Annotated in this window: 14 protein-coding genes and 1 pseudogene; 6 read left to right on the top strand and 9 right to left on the bottom strand. The window is 72.3% G+C overall.

The annotated features are described in order from the left end of the window. Window positions 1-94: 94 nt before the first annotated feature. Window positions 95-229, top strand: a pseudogene (locus ACTSKS_RS04165) (IS5/IS1182 family transposase); the annotation flags it as partial. A 336-nt stretch (window positions 230-565) separates the two neighbouring features. Here ACTSKS_RS04165 and ACTSKS_RS04160 read toward each other — a convergent pair. From ACTSKS_RS04160 to ACTSKS_RS04145, 4 genes are all read right to left on the bottom strand, one after another. Beyond that, entirely contained in the window at window positions 566-1,189 is a 624-nt protein-coding gene (locus ACTSKS_RS04160; protein ID WP_207477049.1) for a CueP family metal-binding protein, read from the bottom strand. Window positions 1,190-1,371: 182 nt separating this feature from the next. Then, on the bottom strand, window positions 1,372-1,707 hold the full coding sequence (locus ACTSKS_RS04155; protein WP_270618289.1) for a metal-sensitive transcriptional regulator: 336 nt from the start codon (window positions 1,705-1,707) through the stop codon (window positions 1,372-1,374). Window positions 1,708-1,718: 11 nt separating this feature from the next. Next, entirely contained in the window at window positions 1,719-3,854 is a 2,136-nt protein-coding gene (locus ACTSKS_RS04150; RefSeq protein WP_036382829.1) for a heavy metal translocating P-type ATPase, read from the bottom strand. 89 nt (window positions 3,855-3,943) lie between these two features. Beyond that, window positions 3,944-4,531 (bottom strand): YdhK family protein, encoded by a 588-nt coding sequence (locus ACTSKS_RS04145; protein ID WP_163721322.1) that lies wholly within the window; start codon window positions 4,529-4,531, stop codon window positions 3,944-3,946. A 501-nt stretch (window positions 4,532-5,032) separates the two neighbouring features. Between ACTSKS_RS04145 and dxs the strand changes: the two genes are divergently transcribed. From dxs to ACTSKS_RS04125, 4 genes are read left to right on the top strand one after another with little or no spacing between them, the layout of a single operon-like run. Further along, complete coding sequence (gene dxs, locus ACTSKS_RS04140) at window positions 5,033-7,048, top strand: 1-deoxy-D-xylulose-5-phosphate synthase (RefSeq protein ID WP_241247657.1); 2,016 nt, start codon at window positions 5,033-5,035, stop codon at window positions 7,046-7,048. Further along, the gene (locus ACTSKS_RS04135) at window positions 7,045-7,563 is read left to right on the top strand and encodes a hypothetical protein (RefSeq protein ID WP_044659996.1); all 519 of its coding nucleotides are present in this window, start codon (window positions 7,045-7,047) and stop codon (window positions 7,561-7,563) included. The genes dxs and ACTSKS_RS04135 overlap by 4 nt, the downstream gene beginning before the upstream one ends. Window positions 7,564-7,566: 3 nt before the next feature. After that, complete coding sequence (locus ACTSKS_RS04130; protein ID WP_036317666.1) at window positions 7,567-8,541, top strand: aldo/keto reductase; 975 nt, start codon at window positions 7,567-7,569, stop codon at window positions 8,539-8,541. Beyond that, a complete protein-coding gene (locus ACTSKS_RS04125) occupies window positions 8,541-8,870 on the top strand; it encodes a PLD nuclease N-terminal domain-containing protein (RefSeq protein WP_020627854.1) in 330 nt (109 codons plus the stop codon). Before ACTSKS_RS04130 ends, ACTSKS_RS04125 begins: the two co-directional genes overlap by 1 nt. Before the next feature lie 7 nt (window positions 8,871-8,877). Here ACTSKS_RS04125 and ACTSKS_RS04120 read toward each other — a convergent pair whose 3' ends face one another. After that, complete coding sequence (locus tag ACTSKS_RS04120) at window positions 8,878-9,390, bottom strand: Rieske (2Fe-2S) protein (protein WP_020627853.1); 513 nt, start codon at window positions 9,388-9,390, stop codon at window positions 8,878-8,880. A gap of 94 nt (window positions 9,391-9,484) precedes the next feature. Here ACTSKS_RS04120 and ACTSKS_RS04115 point away from each other — a divergent pair, with 94 nt between their 5' ends. Beyond that, complete coding sequence (locus ACTSKS_RS04115) at window positions 9,485-10,141, top strand: hypothetical protein (protein WP_036382836.1); 657 nt, start codon at window positions 9,485-9,487, stop codon at window positions 10,139-10,141. 41 nt (window positions 10,142-10,182) lie between these two features. Here the strand turns inward: ACTSKS_RS04115 and ACTSKS_RS04110 are convergent, their stop codons facing one another. The 4 genes from ACTSKS_RS04110 to msrB form a co-directional block, all read right to left on the bottom strand. Further along, window positions 10,183-12,354 carry a 3-hydroxyacyl-CoA dehydrogenase NAD-binding domain-containing protein gene (locus ACTSKS_RS04110; RefSeq protein ID WP_036317899.1) on the bottom strand — a complete coding sequence of 724 codons (2,172 nt, stop codon included), beginning with the start codon at window positions 12,352-12,354 and terminating at the stop codon, window positions 10,183-10,185. 76 nt (window positions 12,355-12,430) lie between these two features. Continuing rightward, on the bottom strand, window positions 12,431-13,681 hold the full coding sequence (locus ACTSKS_RS04105) for a ribonuclease D (protein ID WP_036382839.1): 1,251 nt from the start codon (window positions 13,679-13,681) through the stop codon (window positions 12,431-12,433). A 71-nt stretch (window positions 13,682-13,752) separates the two neighbouring features. After that, the gene (locus ACTSKS_RS04100; RefSeq protein WP_020627849.1) at window positions 13,753-14,367 is read right to left on the bottom strand and encodes a DUF3000 domain-containing protein; all 615 of its coding nucleotides are present in this window, start codon (window positions 14,365-14,367) and stop codon (window positions 13,753-13,755) included. Between the two features lie 75 nt (window positions 14,368-14,442). Next, on the bottom strand, window positions 14,443-14,958 hold the full coding sequence (gene msrB / locus ACTSKS_RS04095) for a peptide-methionine (R)-S-oxide reductase MsrB (RefSeq protein ID WP_020627848.1): 516 nt from the start codon (window positions 14,956-14,958) through the stop codon (window positions 14,443-14,445). Between the last annotated feature and the right edge of the window lie 77 nt (window positions 14,959-15,035).

Below are 15,035 nucleotides of genomic sequence, written 5' to 3'. Positions count from 1 at the left end.
TGGGCAGTTCCCGTGGCCATCACTGGGCAGTCCTCATGGCCGTCAGCGGGTCATTCCCTGGCCACCTATGGGCAGCTTTTCATGGCCGCTTACAATCGAGCGCCAGGACGCGCACCTGAAGCAATGGCCGGGCCTGGCGAGCAGGTACGACGAGTACGCGATCGTGTACTGGGCTGCCGTGGTCCTGAATGCTGTGCTCGCGTGGTCGACGGCATTGTCGGACACGCCCGAGTGGCGTGTTCGAACTGATCGACGATCCAGGTCAAGTGCTCGAGAAGCTCGGCGAGGCTCAGCACCGGCAGGTATGAGCGTGAGGACCTGGACAGAGAGGATCCCCCGAAATGCACATCGTGAAACAGAGTGAGCGATGTAGTGCTCTTCAGTTGGCACTGGTTGATATTGGTCGACGAGGCTTCAGCCCGGTGTGGTGATGCCCTGCGATGACTCTGAAGCCGGCTCTCGGGCGAATCCTCACATCGGGACGCCGAGACCCTGTGGGAGTCCAAGGATGGGACGTCTCGACGCCTGATCTGTCGGCGCTGCAGAGGAGCATGAGACCTGGGCCTTAAACCAGCTGAAGACCGGTCAAGCAGGTGGGGTCGTCGGGGCGGGTCGAGATGGCCTTTTTCGCGGTGCGGCCTTCAGCTGAGACAGTGAGAGTAGCGTCAATTCCACGCGGCAGCCAGACCCCGACGAATCCGTTGTCGTACGTCGTCAGCGTTTCATCGAGGAGGGTCTCCCCGGACGTCGCCTCGACCACGGTGACGTGGACGTCAGTATTGGCGAGTTCGCCGGTGCAGGTCGTGAGGCTGTGGAAGTAGCATTCGTGAGTCTGGCTGCGATACGGGGCGATAGAGACGTAGAATTCGTCTTCTGGCATCGGCAGGGTGGTCTGATTGTTCTGGTCGTCGGTCAGTACAAGCTGGTCCGGTTCAATCGACGCGATGAATTCAGACGAGCGATCTGTCACCTTCGTTGAGTCGAGGCGCGTGATGATCTCGCGAGCATTCAATCCGTCTAGATTGTGCTCGACCACCAGTGAGTGATCGGATCCTGCATCAGCGGACGGTCCCGCATCAGCACAGCCGCTGAGCAGGAGGACGGCGCTGGTCGCCAGACCGGTCAAGGCCGCGCAGATCCTCAGGCGGCTCCTGGAGGACTGGATCGGAGCAACAATGGCAAGTGGCATGCCCAACTCTTTTCTCAGGTGAACGTGTTCATGTCGTCAGGTTAGACAGAAGGCATCCCGAGTTCGCCGGTGCCAAGGGCGCGACGACGTGCAAAGCACGCCTGCCCGGAGACATCAAGAGCCTTGTCCTGATCTGGGGCCCACCGGTCCGAGGCACCCTGTGTTGACGAAATCGGATGGTGTCAGGAGCGCACGAGGCGATTGATGGCGTCGGTGGCCTCCTGGATCTTGGCGATGGCCGCGTCTTCATCGCCTTTCTTGGCGGCGTCGAGCACGCAGTGCTTGAGGTGGTCATCGAGCAGACCGGTCGCCACTCCCTGCAGGGCGCGGGTGAGGGCCGAGACCTGGGTGAGGATGTCGATGCAGTACTTTTCGTCGTCGATCATCTTCGTGATGCCGCGGGCTTGGCCTTCGATGCGCTTCATGCGGTTGCGGTAACGGTCCTTGTCACTGATGTAGCCGTGCCGATGGGCTCCGGTGTCGGCACCGGTCTCATCGGCTGCAGTTTCAGTGGTCACGAGTGCGTCCTTCACTTCTGGTGCTCCAGGACGGAGCGGGTGCTGGCATCTGGGGCGAGGTCGATGCGACGCAGCAGCTGGGCGTTGAGCGCGACGACGACGGTGGAGATCGACATCAGGATCGCGCCTACTGACATCGGCATGACGAAGCCGACGGGTGCGAGCACGCCAGCCGCGAGCGGCACAGAGAGCAAGTTGTACCCTGCGGCCCACCACAGGTTTTGCCTCATTTTACGGTATGCGGCACGGGAGAGCTGGATGACCGAGAGGACGCTACGCGGGTCGGAGCTGGCGAGGATGACACCTGCAGAGGCGATGGCGACGTCGGTGCCGGCCCCGATGGCGATGCCGACGTCGGCCTGGGCCAGGGCAGGGGCGTCGTTGACGCCGTCGCCGACCATGGCGACCTTCTTGCCCTCCTTCTGCAGCTGGTCGACCTTGGCGGATTTGTCCTCGGGGCGGACGCCGGCGAAGACCCGGTCGATGCCGAGCTCTCTTCCCACCTCGTTCGCCACGGCTTCCGCGTCGCCGGTGATCATGACGACCTCGACGCCGAGCTGATGGAGCGCATCGACGGCGTCGCGGGACTCTGGGCGAACCTCGTCGGCGAGCTTGAGACCGCCGATGACCTTGCCGTCGCGGAGGACGTGCAGGATGATCGCACCCTCTGCCCGCCATTCGTCGGCGACACCGATCTCGTCCTGGCCGGTCTCCTCGAGCAGACGGGGTCCGCCGACGCGGATCTCATGGTCGGCCACCGTCGCGGTGACGCCGACCGCCGGGGAGGAGGTGAACCCGCTGGCCGGTTCGACGGCGAGGCCCTTCTCCTTGGCGGCGGTGACGATGGACCGGGCGAGGGGGTGCTCACTGTCGGCCTCGGCGGAGGCGGCCAGGGCGAGGAGCTGTTCGGCATTCAGGCCGCCGGTCGGCTCCACGCCGGTGACGGTGGGCTCGCCCTTGGTCAGGGTGCCGGTCTTGTCGAAGAGCACCGCGTCGACCTGGCGCATGGACTCCAGGGCGAGGCGGTCCTTGATCAGGACGCCGCCGCGGGCGGCGCGCTCGGTGGCGATGGACACGACCAGAGGGATCGCCAGACCCAGCGCATGGGGGCAGGCGATGACGAGGACAGTGATGGTGCGAACGACCGCGTCGTCGGGGAGCCCGAAGAGCGTCCAGACGACGGCGGTGATCAGCGCAGCTCCGAGGGCGAACCAGAACAGCAGGGCCGCAGCCCGGTCGGCGATGCGCTGGGCACGGGAGGATGAGCCCTGCGCCTCGGCGACGAGCCTGTTGATGCCCGCCAGAGCCGTGTCGTCGCCGGTGGCGGTGATCTCTACGCGCAGGCCGGAGTCGGTGGCCACGGTGCCGGCGGTGACGTTCTCGCCCTCGCCGCGGGCGACGGGGTGTGATTCGCCGGTGATCATGGACTCGTCCATGTCGGCGCGGCCGTCGACGATGGTGCCGTCGGCGGGGACGCTGCCGCCAGGCCGGACGATGACGACGTCGCCGACGCGCAGCTCTGCCGGGTCGACCTTGACGACGTCGTCTCCCTCTATACGCTCAGCCTCGTCAGGGAGCAGCGCGGCGAGGGAGTCCAACGCCGAGGTGGTCTGGGCCAGTGAGCGCATCTCGATCCAGTGGCCCAGCAGCATGATGACGATCAGCAGCGCCAACTCCCACCAGAACTCGAGCTCGGGGTGGACGAGACCGACAGTGGCGGCCCAGGAGGCGAGGAACGCTACGGTGATGCCGAGCGCGATGAGCAGCATCATCCCCGGCTGGCGGCTTTTCAGCTCGCTGACAGCACCGGTGAGGAACGGGGTGCCGCCCCAGGCGTACATGACGGAGCCGAGGACTGCGGCGACCCAGCCCGCCCAGCTGGGGACCGAGTAGCCCAGGAGCATGGCGAACATGGGGGAGAACGCGACCACCGGGATGGCGATGATCAGGTTGATCCAGAACAGCCGCCGGAACTGGCCGACGTGGTCGCCGTGGCCCGCGTGACCACCGCCGTGATGACCGTGCCCGGCGTGGTCACCGTGTTCCATGGTGTGGTCTTCGTTCTCGGCGCGCGAGTCGTCACGGTGGCCGGACTCGGTGGTCGCGACGCCGGCGTGGTCATGGTGATGCGTGGTCGGGTCCGTCATGCTCTTCGCTTCCCCTCGTCATTCCCCGATCTTTCCTTCGATCGGGTCGTATTTCGCCGCGGACCTTCAGCGCGCCCGCGGCGATCGGCTCAGGAGGCCGGCTTGAGCTCGCTCTCGACGACCCACTTGTGGTTGGTCATCGTCATGCCGTCGGACTCGTAATCGACCATGTAGACGGTCTCCTCGGTGGAGGAGGCGATGGTCGCCTTCGCGCCCTTCATGCCTTCCATGTGTTCGGCCTCGAGAGTGACCTCGGTGCCGTCAGCCAGACGTTCATCTCCGGCGTCCTTGATCTCCTGCTGGACGACCCACTTGTGATCCTTGACCGGCTCCCCGCCTGCGGACGGCGTGAAGTCCACCGCATAGGTGTACGTGTCGTACGCGCCGGCGATCGTCGCGTTCGCACCGTCCATGCCCTCCATGTGGTCGGCGGTGAGCGTGACCTCGGTGCCGACCGGGTATGTGGGCGACGCAGCCGTCTCGATGCCCTCGGGGGCGGGGCCGCCGTCCATCGGATGCTCCATCCCGCCGCTGTCAGAGCTGCTGTCGTGGCCCTCGTGCTGGCTGGTCGTCGAGGGGGTCCCTTGGTCCTGGCCGCCGCCGGTGCTGCAGCCGGTGAACACGAGCGCTCCTCCGAGCACTCCTGCGGCGACGGTGGTCATGAGGTGCTTGCGCATGAAGTCTCCTGTTCGTTCTGGTCCAGTCAACGCTATACCCCTCCCGGGTATCAAGTCGATGTCGATCGGCGGGCGTGGAATCGCCCGGCCAAGATCCAGTCGACCCGGGGTGGCAGCGCTGAGGCTGCGATGGAGAACATCGGCTCGGCGGCCCTGGTCGCAGATGGAATCGAGGCCCGAACGGACGGGCTCACCTCGCTCGCCGTCGTGACGGGATCGGCTGCGTCGTCTCGTGAACATCACCGTGGTGAGAAGACGATCCCAGTACCGTCGATCACCCAAGAGAAATTGGTCTTGTCCGGTTGCATCGTCGGGTGTCCCATCGAGACAGGGATCCTGAGAGCCGACGGAAGCTGTGCAACTATCGCCAGGCAGAGCGAAGCATGTCTCAGTACGTGCTCCGTCAGATCGCCGCGAAGGCCTGATCCACGGGGCCCGCCCGCGCGGGCCGCCGCCGGCGTCCCGCCCGGGTGCGGAGCCGCGGAGTAGGCTGGTCGCACCATGGAACATCTGCCCCCCACGAGCCCCGGCGCCCCGCTGCTGCCGCAGATCGCCCGCCCGGCGGACCTGTCGGCCCTCACGGAGGACCAGTTGACCGCGCTGGCTGCGGAGATCCGCGCCTACCTGATCGCCCACGTCTCCAAGACGGGCGGCCACCTCGGACCGAACCTGGGCGTCGTCGAGCTGACGCTGGCCGTGCACCGCGTCTTCGAGTCGCCGAAGGACGCGGTCATCTTCGACACGGGTCACCAGTCGTACGTGCACAAGCTGCTCACCGGACGCCAGGACTTCACGACGCTCCGCCAGGAGGGGGGCCTGTCCGGCTACGGTGACCGCACGGAGTCCGAGCACGATGTGGTGGAGTCCTCGCACGCCTCCAGCTCGCTCTCCTGGGCGGACGGCATCGCGCGGGCCTGGGCGCAGACCGGGCAGGGGGACCGCACCGTGGTGGCCGTGATCGGCGACGGCGCACTCACGGGGGGCATGGCCTGGGAGGCGGTCAACAACATCGCCGCGGGCCGGGACCGGCGCGTGGTGATCGTCGTCAACGACAACGGCCGCTCGTACGCGCCCACGGTGGGCGGCGTCGCCGAGCACCTGGGCGGACTGCGCCGCGGGGTGCTGGACAAGGTGCGCACCCACCACCGCTACGAGCAGACCCTCGACTACCTCAAGCGCCGCCTCCAGGAGGCCGGCCTCGCGGGCGAGCTGGTGTACCGGCCGCTGCACGCGGCGAAGAAGGGCCTCAAGGACCTCTGGGCGCCGCAGGGCCTGTTCGAGGACCTGGGCATGAAGTACATCGGCCCGGTGGACGGTCACGACCTCACCGCCATGGAGGAGGCCCTCGAGGACGCGCGGGCGTACGGCGGGCCCGTGATCGTCCACGCGATGACCGAGAAGGGGCACGGCTACGCACCGGCGGTCGCGCACGAGGCGGACCAGTTCCACGCGATCGGCGTGATCGACCCCTCCACGGGCGAGCCCATCACCTCGTCCACGGCCCAGTCCTGGACCTCCGTGTTCGGCGAGGAGATGCTCGCGATCGCGAATGAGCGGCCGGACGTCGTGGCCATCACCGCCGCCATGCAGAACCCCGTGGGCCTGGCCCCGATGGCGCTGGCCCACCCGGACCGGGTGTTCGACGTCGGCATCGCCGAGCAGCACGCGGTCACCTCGGCCGCCGGCATGGCCTTCGGCGGTCTGCACCCCGTGGTGGCCGTCTACGCGACCTTCCTCAACCGCGCCTACGACCAGGTGCTCATGGACGTGGGCCTGCACCGTGCGGGCGTGACGTTCGTGCTGGACCGCGCGGGCGTCACCGGGCCGGACGGCCCGAGCCACCACGGCATGTGGGACCTGGCCCTGCTGCAGTCGGTGCCGGGGCTGCGGATCGCCGCGCCCCGCGACGCGGACACGCTCCGGGAGGAGCTGCGCGAGGCCGTCGCCGTCGAGGACGCGCCCACCGTGGTGCGGTTCGCGAAGGGCTCGGTCGGCGAGCCGGTGCGTGCCCTGGAGCGACTGTCGGACGGCACGGACGTGCTCGCCCGGCGGGGCGAGGCCGGCGGACGCGACGGCGCCGAGCGGGACGTGCTGATCGTGGCGGTGGGCGCGATGGCCGAGCTCGGCCTCGACGTCGCCGAACGGCTCGAGCGGCACGGCATCAGCGCCACGGTGATCGACCCGCGGTGGGTCCTGCCCGTGGCCCGGTCCGTGATCGACACGGCCGCCCGCCACCGGATCGTCGTGTGCCTCGAGGACGGGGTGCGGGCCGGCGGCGTCGGCTCGCGGATCCGGCAGGAGATGCGCGCGGCCGGCGTGGACACCGCCCTGAACGAGGTCGGCCTGCCGGTCGAGTTCCTCGCCCACGGCAGCCGCGAGCAGGTGCTGGCCCGCGTGGGCCTCACCGCGCAGCGCATCACCCAGGACACCGTCGCCCAGGTCCTCGGCGCCAAGGTCCCGTACGCCCGGCCCGTCCCCGAGGACGCGGCCGCCCCCCACCACCAGGAGCAGGCATGAGCATCGTCCGGCTGTACCGTGATCGCGTCGGCGACGACGGCGCCCGGCTCTTCGAGTACCGCGAGGCATGGGCCGACGCGGAGGCCGGGGAGTTCGTGGTCCACCACGGCCGGGTCGGCCAGCCCGGCACCGTCGGGGAGCAGCCCCTGGCCGACCAGGCCGAGGGTGATCAGCTGCTGGCCGCGTTCGTGGCGCAGGGCGCGGAGGAGGGCTTCGCCGAGGCGGACCCCGCGACCTTCGCCGTGCTGCCGGTGGCCTACCGGCTCCGCGGCCGGGAGGCCACGGTGATCGAGCGGCGCACCGTGGAACGGCTGCGCGTCGAGGTGACCCACCAGCTGGCCTGGCGCGGTCTTGGCGAGGTCGAGGACGTCGTCGAGGAGGCCGGTGCCCTCGTGCTGCGCGTCCGGACCCCCCACGCCCGCAAGGCCGCCGCCGAGATCCCGGCGGCCGCCAAGCGCGCCGACGGCGTGCAGCCGAACAAGGTGGACGTCCGCACCGCAGAGCAGGAGGGCTGACCCGTGCGCCACACCCGTCTCGGCCGCTCCGGGCTGACCGTCTCCGTCGTCGGCCTGGGCTGCAACAACCTCGGCCGCCCCGGCACCGCCACGCTGGAGCAGGCCGGCACCGACGCCGTCGTCCACGCCGCGCTCGACGCCGGCATCACCTTCTTCGACGTCGCCGACGTCTACGGCGCCGAGCCCGGCCTGTCCGAGGAGCGGCTCGGCCGCGCCCTGGGCGCCCGCCGCGACGAGGTGGTGATCGGCACCAAGTTCGGCATGGACATGGGCGGTGTCGCCGGCGACGACGGCGGCGCGCGGGGCTCCCGCCGGTACATCGTGCGCGCCGTCGAGGACTCCCTGCGCCGCCTCGGCACCGACTGGATCGACCTCTACCAGTTCCACACCCCGGACCCGGCCACGCCCATCGAGGAGACCCTCCGCGCGCTCGACGACCTCGTGCGCGCCGGCAAGGTCCGCTACGTGGGCCACTCGAACCGGGCCGGGTGGCAGATCGCCCAGGCCGAGTACGTGGCCCGCGAGCTGGGCGTGGAGCGCTTCGTGTCCGCGCAGAACCACTACAACCTGCTGGACCGCCGGGCCGAGCTCGAGGTGGTCCCGGCGGCGGCCGAGTTCGGGCTCGGCGTCCTGCCGTACTTCCCGCTGGCCAACGGGCTGCTCACGGGCAAGTACTCGCAGGGCGACGCCCCCGAGGGCTCGCGCCTGTCCCACGTGCGCCAGCACATGGTGGCCGACGCCGACCTGGAGCAGCTGGCCGCGTTCGGCCGGTTCGCCCGGGAGCGGGGGATCACCGAGGTCCAGGCCGCGATCGGGTGGCTGGCGGCGCAGGGGCCGGTGTCCTCCGTGATCGCCGGCGCCACCCGTGCCGCGCAGGTCGTGGAGAACGCGGCGGCGGCCGACTGGCTCGCCACCGCGGAGGACCTGGCCGAGCTGGACGCCCTGTTCCCGGGCCCGGAGAAGGTCGCGCTCTTCTGATGGCCGGCGCGCTGACCGGCGCGGCCGCCGCGACCCCGCTCGTGCCGACGCCGGGGGAGGCCGCCCTGGGCTGGACCGTGTCCGTCGTGGCCGGTGCGCTGTGGGTGGCCGGCTTCGTCTCGCTGGGCCGCAGCCCCCTGGACGCCCGGGCGCGCCTGCCGTGGGTCGGCCTCATGCTGCTGCTGCCGGTGCTGGGGGCGCTCATCTGGTTCTGGTGGCGGCACCGCTACTACCCGGCGCGGCGGCGCGAGCAGCCGGCGTGGGACCCCAACGACCGCTCCGCCGTCGTGGTGCCCCCGCGCCGGCGCTACGGCGCGCCGGAGGAATGAGCCGGGCTCAGAGCTTGACGACGATGCGGTCGTCGACGACGGCCGCGTCGTAGTCCATGAGGGCCTTGCGGGCCGGGCCGCCGAACGGCTTCCCCGAGGTGACGTCGAAGTGCGAGCCGTGGCAGGGGCAGGCGTAGGCCGGGCCCTCCTGCCGGTCCACGACCTGGAGCAGGCAGCCCTGATGCGTGCACACGTTGGTGAAGGCGGTCACCGTGGTCTCGTCCACGCGATGCATCATCAGCGTCCTACCCTGCACCTGCACCTCCCGGGAGGCGCCCACGGGCAGCTCGGCGGCGGGCAGCGCGTCGACGGCGTCGGAGCCGGTGTAGTGGTCCTGCGCGGTGTCCTTCTCACGCAGCCGGTCCGTGCAGCCGGCCAGCGCGAGTGTGCCGGCACCCGCGGCGGCGACGGCGGCGCCGCGGCCCAGGACGGTGCGGCGGGAGGTGTCCGGGCGGGCGTGGTCGTCGCAGCAGCCGGACCGGGAGGAGTTCGGGGTGAGGGGGGAGTCCTGCGTGGTCATCGACCCATTATCGCCCGTGGCGAGGGCGGATGCGACCGGGCCCGACGGGTGCGAGGATCGGGGGGACGGACCCCCGAGCCCCAGGAGCACCGCCGTGACCCACCCCGCCCCGCGCCCCACCGGCGCCGCCCGTTTCGACCTCACTCCCTTCGAGCGGTGGGAGGCCGTGACCCTCGACGACGTGCACGTCGGCTTCCTGCACCGGGTGCTGGAGGACGGCGTGCTGACCACCCGCATGGGCTTCGCCCCCACGCCCGCCCAGCGCGCCGCCCGCGGTGGACTGCCCGAGCGCTACCTCGCCCAGACGCAGGTCGGCTTCACGCCCGACGGGGACGGCTGGGCATGGACGACCCACGAGGACTCCGCCGGAGCCCAGCGGGTGCGCATCGACCGTGAGCGGGCCGGCATCGACGCCGCGGTGCTGCCCTCGTACGCGGAGTACCTCCTCCTCGCGCGGGTGGCCGCCGAAGGCCCGCTCGCCGTGGACCGGCTCGAGGAGGCCTCGCCCCTGCAGGGCGGGCTGCGCGTGCCCCGCGCCGAGCTGCGCCCGGCGGACGCGGGCGGGTCGGACGTGCGGGTGGCCGTCGTCGCGGACGGCGTGGAGCTGGGGGCGCACCTCGTGCGCGAGGGCGCCGTGGTCGCCTCCGACTGGGGCGGGGGCACCGCCTCGACCCCCGTGGCCGACCAGGCCGCGGCGACCGCCGGGCTCGACGCGCACGTGGTGACGTTCGCCGGGCTGCCGATCGCCTGAGCCGTGGGCCGGGCCGTCGCGGACGGCCCGGCCGGGGCCGGTCAGGCCTGCGCGGCCGGGTGGAAGCGCCGCCCGTTCACCCGCTCGGCGGCCCCGCAGTCGTCCAGGTACGGCGTGATGCCGCCCAGGTGCAGGGGCCAGTTGGCGCCGAGGATCATGCACAGGTCCACGTCCTCGGGGGCCGCGACGACGCGCTCGTCCAGGAGCAGGCCGATCTCCTCGGCCAGCGCGTCCTCGACCCGGCGCAGCAGCTCCTCGGAGGTCTGCGGGGTCGAGCCCTGCTCCAGCAGGGCCGCGGTCGCCTCCGGGATCTGCTCGCCGGTCGCGCCGGCGGCCTCCTCGTCGCGCCGGTCGGGGCGGACGTCCTTGGCCCAGATCGCGGTCTTGCCGGCGTCGATCAGGCGCTGCAGGTTCGCCGAGACCGGGAAGCGCTCCGCGCCGAAGGACGCGGAGAGGGACTCGGACACGTGCTGGGCCACGGGGATGCCGACCATGGCCAGGAGGGTGAACGGCGTCATCGGCAGGGCCAGCGGGTCCAGCGCGTGGTCGGCCTCGTGCGCGTCGGTGCCCTCGTCGAAGGAGTTCTGCACCTCGCCCATCATGCGCAGCAGGACGCGGTTGACCACGAACGCGGTGGCGTCGTGGACGAGCACGCCGGTCTTGCGGAGCCGGCGGGTCAGTTCGAACGCGGTGGCCACGACCTCGTCCGTCGTCGCCTCGGTCCGCACGATCTCCACGAGCGGCATGACCGCCACCGGGTTGAAGAAGTGGAAGCCCACGAGGCGCTCGGGATGCTCGAGGACCTCGGCCATGGCGGCCACGGACAGGCTCGAGGTGTTGGTCATCAGGATGGCGTCCTCACGCACGATGCCCTCGAGCTCGCGGAAGACGGTGCGCTTGACCTCGAGCTCCTCGAAGACGGCCTCGATGACGATGTCGGCGTCCGCGTACACCGCCTTGTCCGTGTCCGCGGTGATCAACCCGGCCAGGGCCTCGCCGTCCTCGGCGGAGAGCCGTCCACGGGAGACCATCTTCTCGACCTGCGCGCGCACGCCCGCCAGGCCGCGCTCGACACGCTCGGCGTCGATGTCCGTCATCACGACGGGCACCCGCAGGTGCCGGGCGAAGACGAGGGCGAGCTGGCCGGCCATCAGGCCCGCACCGACGATGCCGACCTTGCGGACCTCGCGGGCGAGCTCGCGGCCCGGGTCGCCGGCGGGGCGCTTGGCGCGGCCCTGGACGAGGCCGAGGAACGCGTACACGGTGCGCCGGAACTCGGGGGAGTGCAGCAGCGTCCCGAGGGCGTCCGCCTCGGCCTGGGCGGACTCGGCGCGGGTGCGCGTGCGGGCGCCGGTGAACAGGTCCTCCAGGTGACGGCGCGCCGGCAGGTGGCGTCCGGGGCGAGCGGCCTGCAGCCGCTCCAGCGCCGCCAGGGCGCGGTCCCAGGCGGCGTCGGACACGTCGCGGTCGCGGTGGGCGGCCAGTTCGGCCGCCACGGACTCGTCCCCGGCGACCAGGGCGGCGGCGAGCTCGAGGCCCGCGTCGAGGAGGTCCCCCTCCACGATCCGGTCCATCAGGCCGAGCCCGTGCGCCGCGCGGGCGTCGAGCATGCGGTTGTCGTCGAGGGGGTTCTTCAGCACGACGTCGACGGCGGCCTCCGGGCCGATCAGATGGGGCACGCGCCACACGCCGGACCAGCCGGGGATCAGGCCGAGCCGGACCTCGGGCAGGCCGAAGCCCTTCGCATCGGCGGCCACCACGCGGTGTCCGGCGGCCAGGGCCAGCTCGAGGCCGCCGCCGAGGGCGAGGCCGTTCACGAGCGCGACCGTGGGGATCTCGAGGGCCGCGAGCCGGTCGTAGACGGCGTGGCCGAGCAGGGCCAGGTCGCGGCCGACGTCGTCGGTGAGGCCCGCGATCAGGGACAGGTCCGCCCCGGCCGCGAAGGTCCCCTCCACACCGGTCACGGCCAGGGCCTGGATCGCGCCCGCGGCGGCCCGGGCGGCCTGCTCGTCGAGCACCCGGCCGAGGCCGAGGAGCGTGGCCGGGCCCAGGGTGGCGGGCCGGCGGGGTCCCTGCCCGTTGTCCAGCGTGAGCAGCGCGAGCGTGCCCGCGCCATCGGGCAGGGCGTGGTCGGTCACGGTGACGGTGGTGACGACCTCATCCGGGGCCAGGGCGGGCAGGTGGTCGAAGGAAGCAAGAGAAACGGATGTCATGCGGGTCACACTACCGGCGAGTAGCCTCGGCGTCGACGCGACGCGACGGACCGATCCGGCCGGCCGCGTCGGGGGCTCAGGCGCCGGCGGGATCGGGGTCGAGGAGCGCGACCGTGACGATCGCGCCGACGTTCTCCACCTGCCACGGGCGCGCGCCCCGCTCCGTCAGGAACGCGTCGACGGTCTCGGGGGTGATCGGGGCGGGCGGGGTCCAGCAGATCCGCCGAAGGGTGTCCGGGGTGAGGAGGTTCTCGGTGGGCATCCCCAGCTGCTCGGCCCGTCGGGCGACGCGGGCCTTGGCCGTGCGCAGGCGGCGGTCCGCCACCGGGTCCCGGTCCTTCCAGGCCCGGGGTGGGGGCGGGCCGTCCCCGGTGCGGATCTGCGCCGCGGGGGCGTCGTCCCGCTCGGCGTCCTCGACGCCGGCCCGGATCGCGGCGATCCAGCGCGGGGCCTCGCGGCTCGCGGCGCGGCCGTGGAAGCCGGAGGTCTGGCGCAGGGCGGGGACGGTGCGCGGCTGGGCGGCCGCGGCGGCGACGATCGACCGGTCCGGGATGAGCCGGCCGGGGGCGACGTCGCGGTGGCGGGCGAGGTCCTCGCGGGCCTCCCACAGGCGCTTGAGGACCGCGCGCTGCACGGGGCGGCGCAGCGTCTGGGAGCCCGAGGTGCCGCGCCAGGGGTCCTTCTTCGGCGTGGGCGGCGGGGCCGTGCGCACGTGCTCGAACTCCTGCTCGGCCCACGCGAGCTTGCCGTCGGCCTCGAGGCGCGCGATCAGGGCCTCGCGCAGCGGGACGAGCAGCTCGACGTCGAGCGCCGCGTAGGTGAGCATCGCCTCGGGCAGCGGACGCACCGACCAGTCGGCGGCCGAATGCTCCTTGGCGAGGGTGACCCCCAGCAGCTCCTCCAGGACCGCGGCCAGGCCGACGCGCGGCAGGCCGGACACCCGGGCCGCGAGCTCGGTGTCGAACAGCCGATCGGGGCGCAGCCCCTGCTCGGCCAGGCAGGGCAGGTCCTGGCTGGCCGCGTGCAGGATCCACTCGACGCCCGCGAGGGCCTCCTGCAGCGGGGCCAGCCCGTCGAGGGCTTCGGGATCGACGAGCCAGATGCCGGCGCCCTCGCGCTTGAGCTGGACGAGCATAGCCCGCTGGCCGTACCGGATCCCGGAGGCGCGCTCCGCGTCGACGGCGACGGGCCCGGTCCCCGCGGCGAGCGCCGCGGCGCAGGCCTCCAGGCCCGCGCGGGTGTCGGTGAGCCGGGGGACTCCACCGGCCGGTGTGGCGATCAGCCGCGGGGGCGCGTCCGGGGCGGCCGTCTCGGGGGCGTCGGTCATGCTGCTCCTGTTCGGGGAGGTCGGGGCGGGGACGGGCCGGGGCCCGGTGTGTCGGAGGCGCGGGCGCGCGGTCAGGGGCCGGCCGTGTGGACGTCCGCGGCGTGCTCGGGCGGCAGACCGGCGAACGCGCAGATCATGTCCGACCACGCCTCGAGATGCGAGCCGAGGTCCCGCGGGGCCGGGGTCCACGAGGCGCGCAGCTCGATGTCGGTGGTGTCCGGGGCCGCACTGAGCGTCCCGAAGCCCTCCGCGATGCTGCGCGTCGCGGTGCCGCCGGCGTGGGAGTGCTCGGCGTGGCGGCGCTCGAGCGCCTCCACGAGCCACGTCCACGCGACGGCGCCGGCCAGCTGGTCCAGTGCGACGTCCGGTTCCAGGCTCGCACGGATCCATGTCACCGCCCGGAAGCCTCCCGGCCACCGGGCGTCCGGGGCCGGGTCGTGCAGGAGGACGAACCGCCCCGTGGCCAGCACGCCGCCGGTCGCGCCCGGCCCGTCGCACACGTCGGCGGCGAGGGCGACGGCGAAGGGCGCCTGCCCCTCGGGTGCCGGGATCTCCCGCAGCCGCACCTCGGTCCGTGGCCGCGCATCGCGCAGGTCCGCCAGGGCACGCCGGAACACCCCCGGCGGCACGGGCGCCTCGACCGCCCCGGGGGCGGCGGAGAGGCGACGGGGCCCGATCACGCTCATGCCCGTCAGCCTAGGCTGCGGGGCCCAGCGGGCCGCGGGGGCGCGCCGTGGACGCCACGGCGCTCCCGCACCGGATCAGCGCGCCCCGTCCGGGGCCGCCGCGTCGTCGGCGGGGGCCAGGCGCAGCGAGATCGAGTTGATGCAGTAGCGCAGGTCCGTGGGGGTGTCATAGCCCTCGCCCGCGAAGACGTGACCCATGTGGGAGCCGCACGCCGCGCACCGCACCTCGATCCGCTCCATGCCCAGGGTGGTGTCCTTCAGGTACTCCACCCGGTCCTCCGCGAGCGGTGCGAAGAACGAGGGCCAGCCGCAGTGCGCGTCGAACTTCTCGTCCGAGCGGAACAGCTCGGATCCGCACGCCCGGCACGCGTACACGCCCTTCACGTGCGAGTCCCAGTACTCGCCCGTGAAGGGCCGTTCCGTGCCGGCCCGGCGCAGCACCTGGAACTCCTCGGGCGTGAGCCGTCGGGCCCACTCCTCGTCCGTCAGGCGGGCGCCGCCCGGGGCGGCCAGGGTCTGCTCGGGAGCGGGGACGTCCCGCGCGGGGTCGGGGGTGGGGCCGTCATGGGGGGTGTGGGGAGTCTCGGTCATGCCCGGTGCAACGGTCCGGAGCGCCGTCGTGTTCCCGACCGGCGTCGCATTGGCGGGCGCGCCCGCCCGTGGAGGAC

The organism is Micrococcus sp. TCR-5, assembly GCF_052220525.1.
GTDB lineage: Bacteria > Actinomycetota > Actinomycetes > Actinomycetales > Micrococcaceae > Micrococcus > Micrococcus luteus.
Note: the sequence above shows the minus strand (reverse complement) of the source record. Positions and strands in the feature narration are given on the sequence as shown.

Bases quoted from the DNA above. Each gene is read 5' to 3' on its own strand.
- ACTSKS_RS04145 (WP_163721322.1), bottom strand. From the start codon at position 4,531: ATGCGCAAGCACCTCATGACCACCGTCGCCGCAGGAGTGCTCGGAGGA.
- ACTSKS_RS04120 (WP_020627853.1), bottom strand. From the start codon at position 9,390: ATGACCACGCAGGACTCCCCCCTCACCCCGAACTCCTCCCGGTCCGGC.
- ACTSKS_RS04110 (WP_036317899.1), bottom strand. From the start codon at position 12,354: ATGACATCCGTTTCTCTTGCTTCCTTCGACCACCTGCCCGCCCTGGCC.
- ACTSKS_RS04160 (WP_207477049.1), bottom strand. From the start codon at position 1,189: ATGCCACTTGCCATTGTTGCTCCGATCCAGTCCTCCAGGAGCCGCCTG.
- dxs (WP_241247657.1), top strand. From the start codon at position 5,033: ATGGAACATCTGCCCCCCACGAGCCCCGGCGCCCCGCTGCTGCCGCAG.
- ACTSKS_RS04100 (WP_020627849.1), bottom strand. From the start codon at position 14,367: ATGAGCGTGATCGGGCCCCGTCGCCTCTCCGCCGCCCCCGGGGCGGTC.
- ACTSKS_RS04135 (WP_044659996.1), top strand. From the start codon at position 7,045: ATGAGCATCGTCCGGCTGTACCGTGATCGCGTCGGCGACGACGGCGCC.
- ACTSKS_RS04150 (WP_036382829.1), bottom strand. From the start codon at position 3,854: ATGACGGACCCGACCACGCATCACCATGACCACGCCGGCGTCGCGACC.
- ACTSKS_RS04105 (WP_036382839.1), bottom strand. From the start codon at position 13,681: ATGACCGACGCCCCCGAGACGGCCGCCCCGGACGCGCCCCCGCGGCTG.
- msrB (WP_020627848.1), bottom strand. From the start codon at position 14,958: ATGACCGAGACTCCCCACACCCCCCATGACGGCCCCACCCCCGACCCC.
- ACTSKS_RS04125 (WP_020627854.1), top strand. From the start codon at position 8,541: ATGGCCGGCGCGCTGACCGGCGCGGCCGCCGCGACCCCGCTCGTGCCG.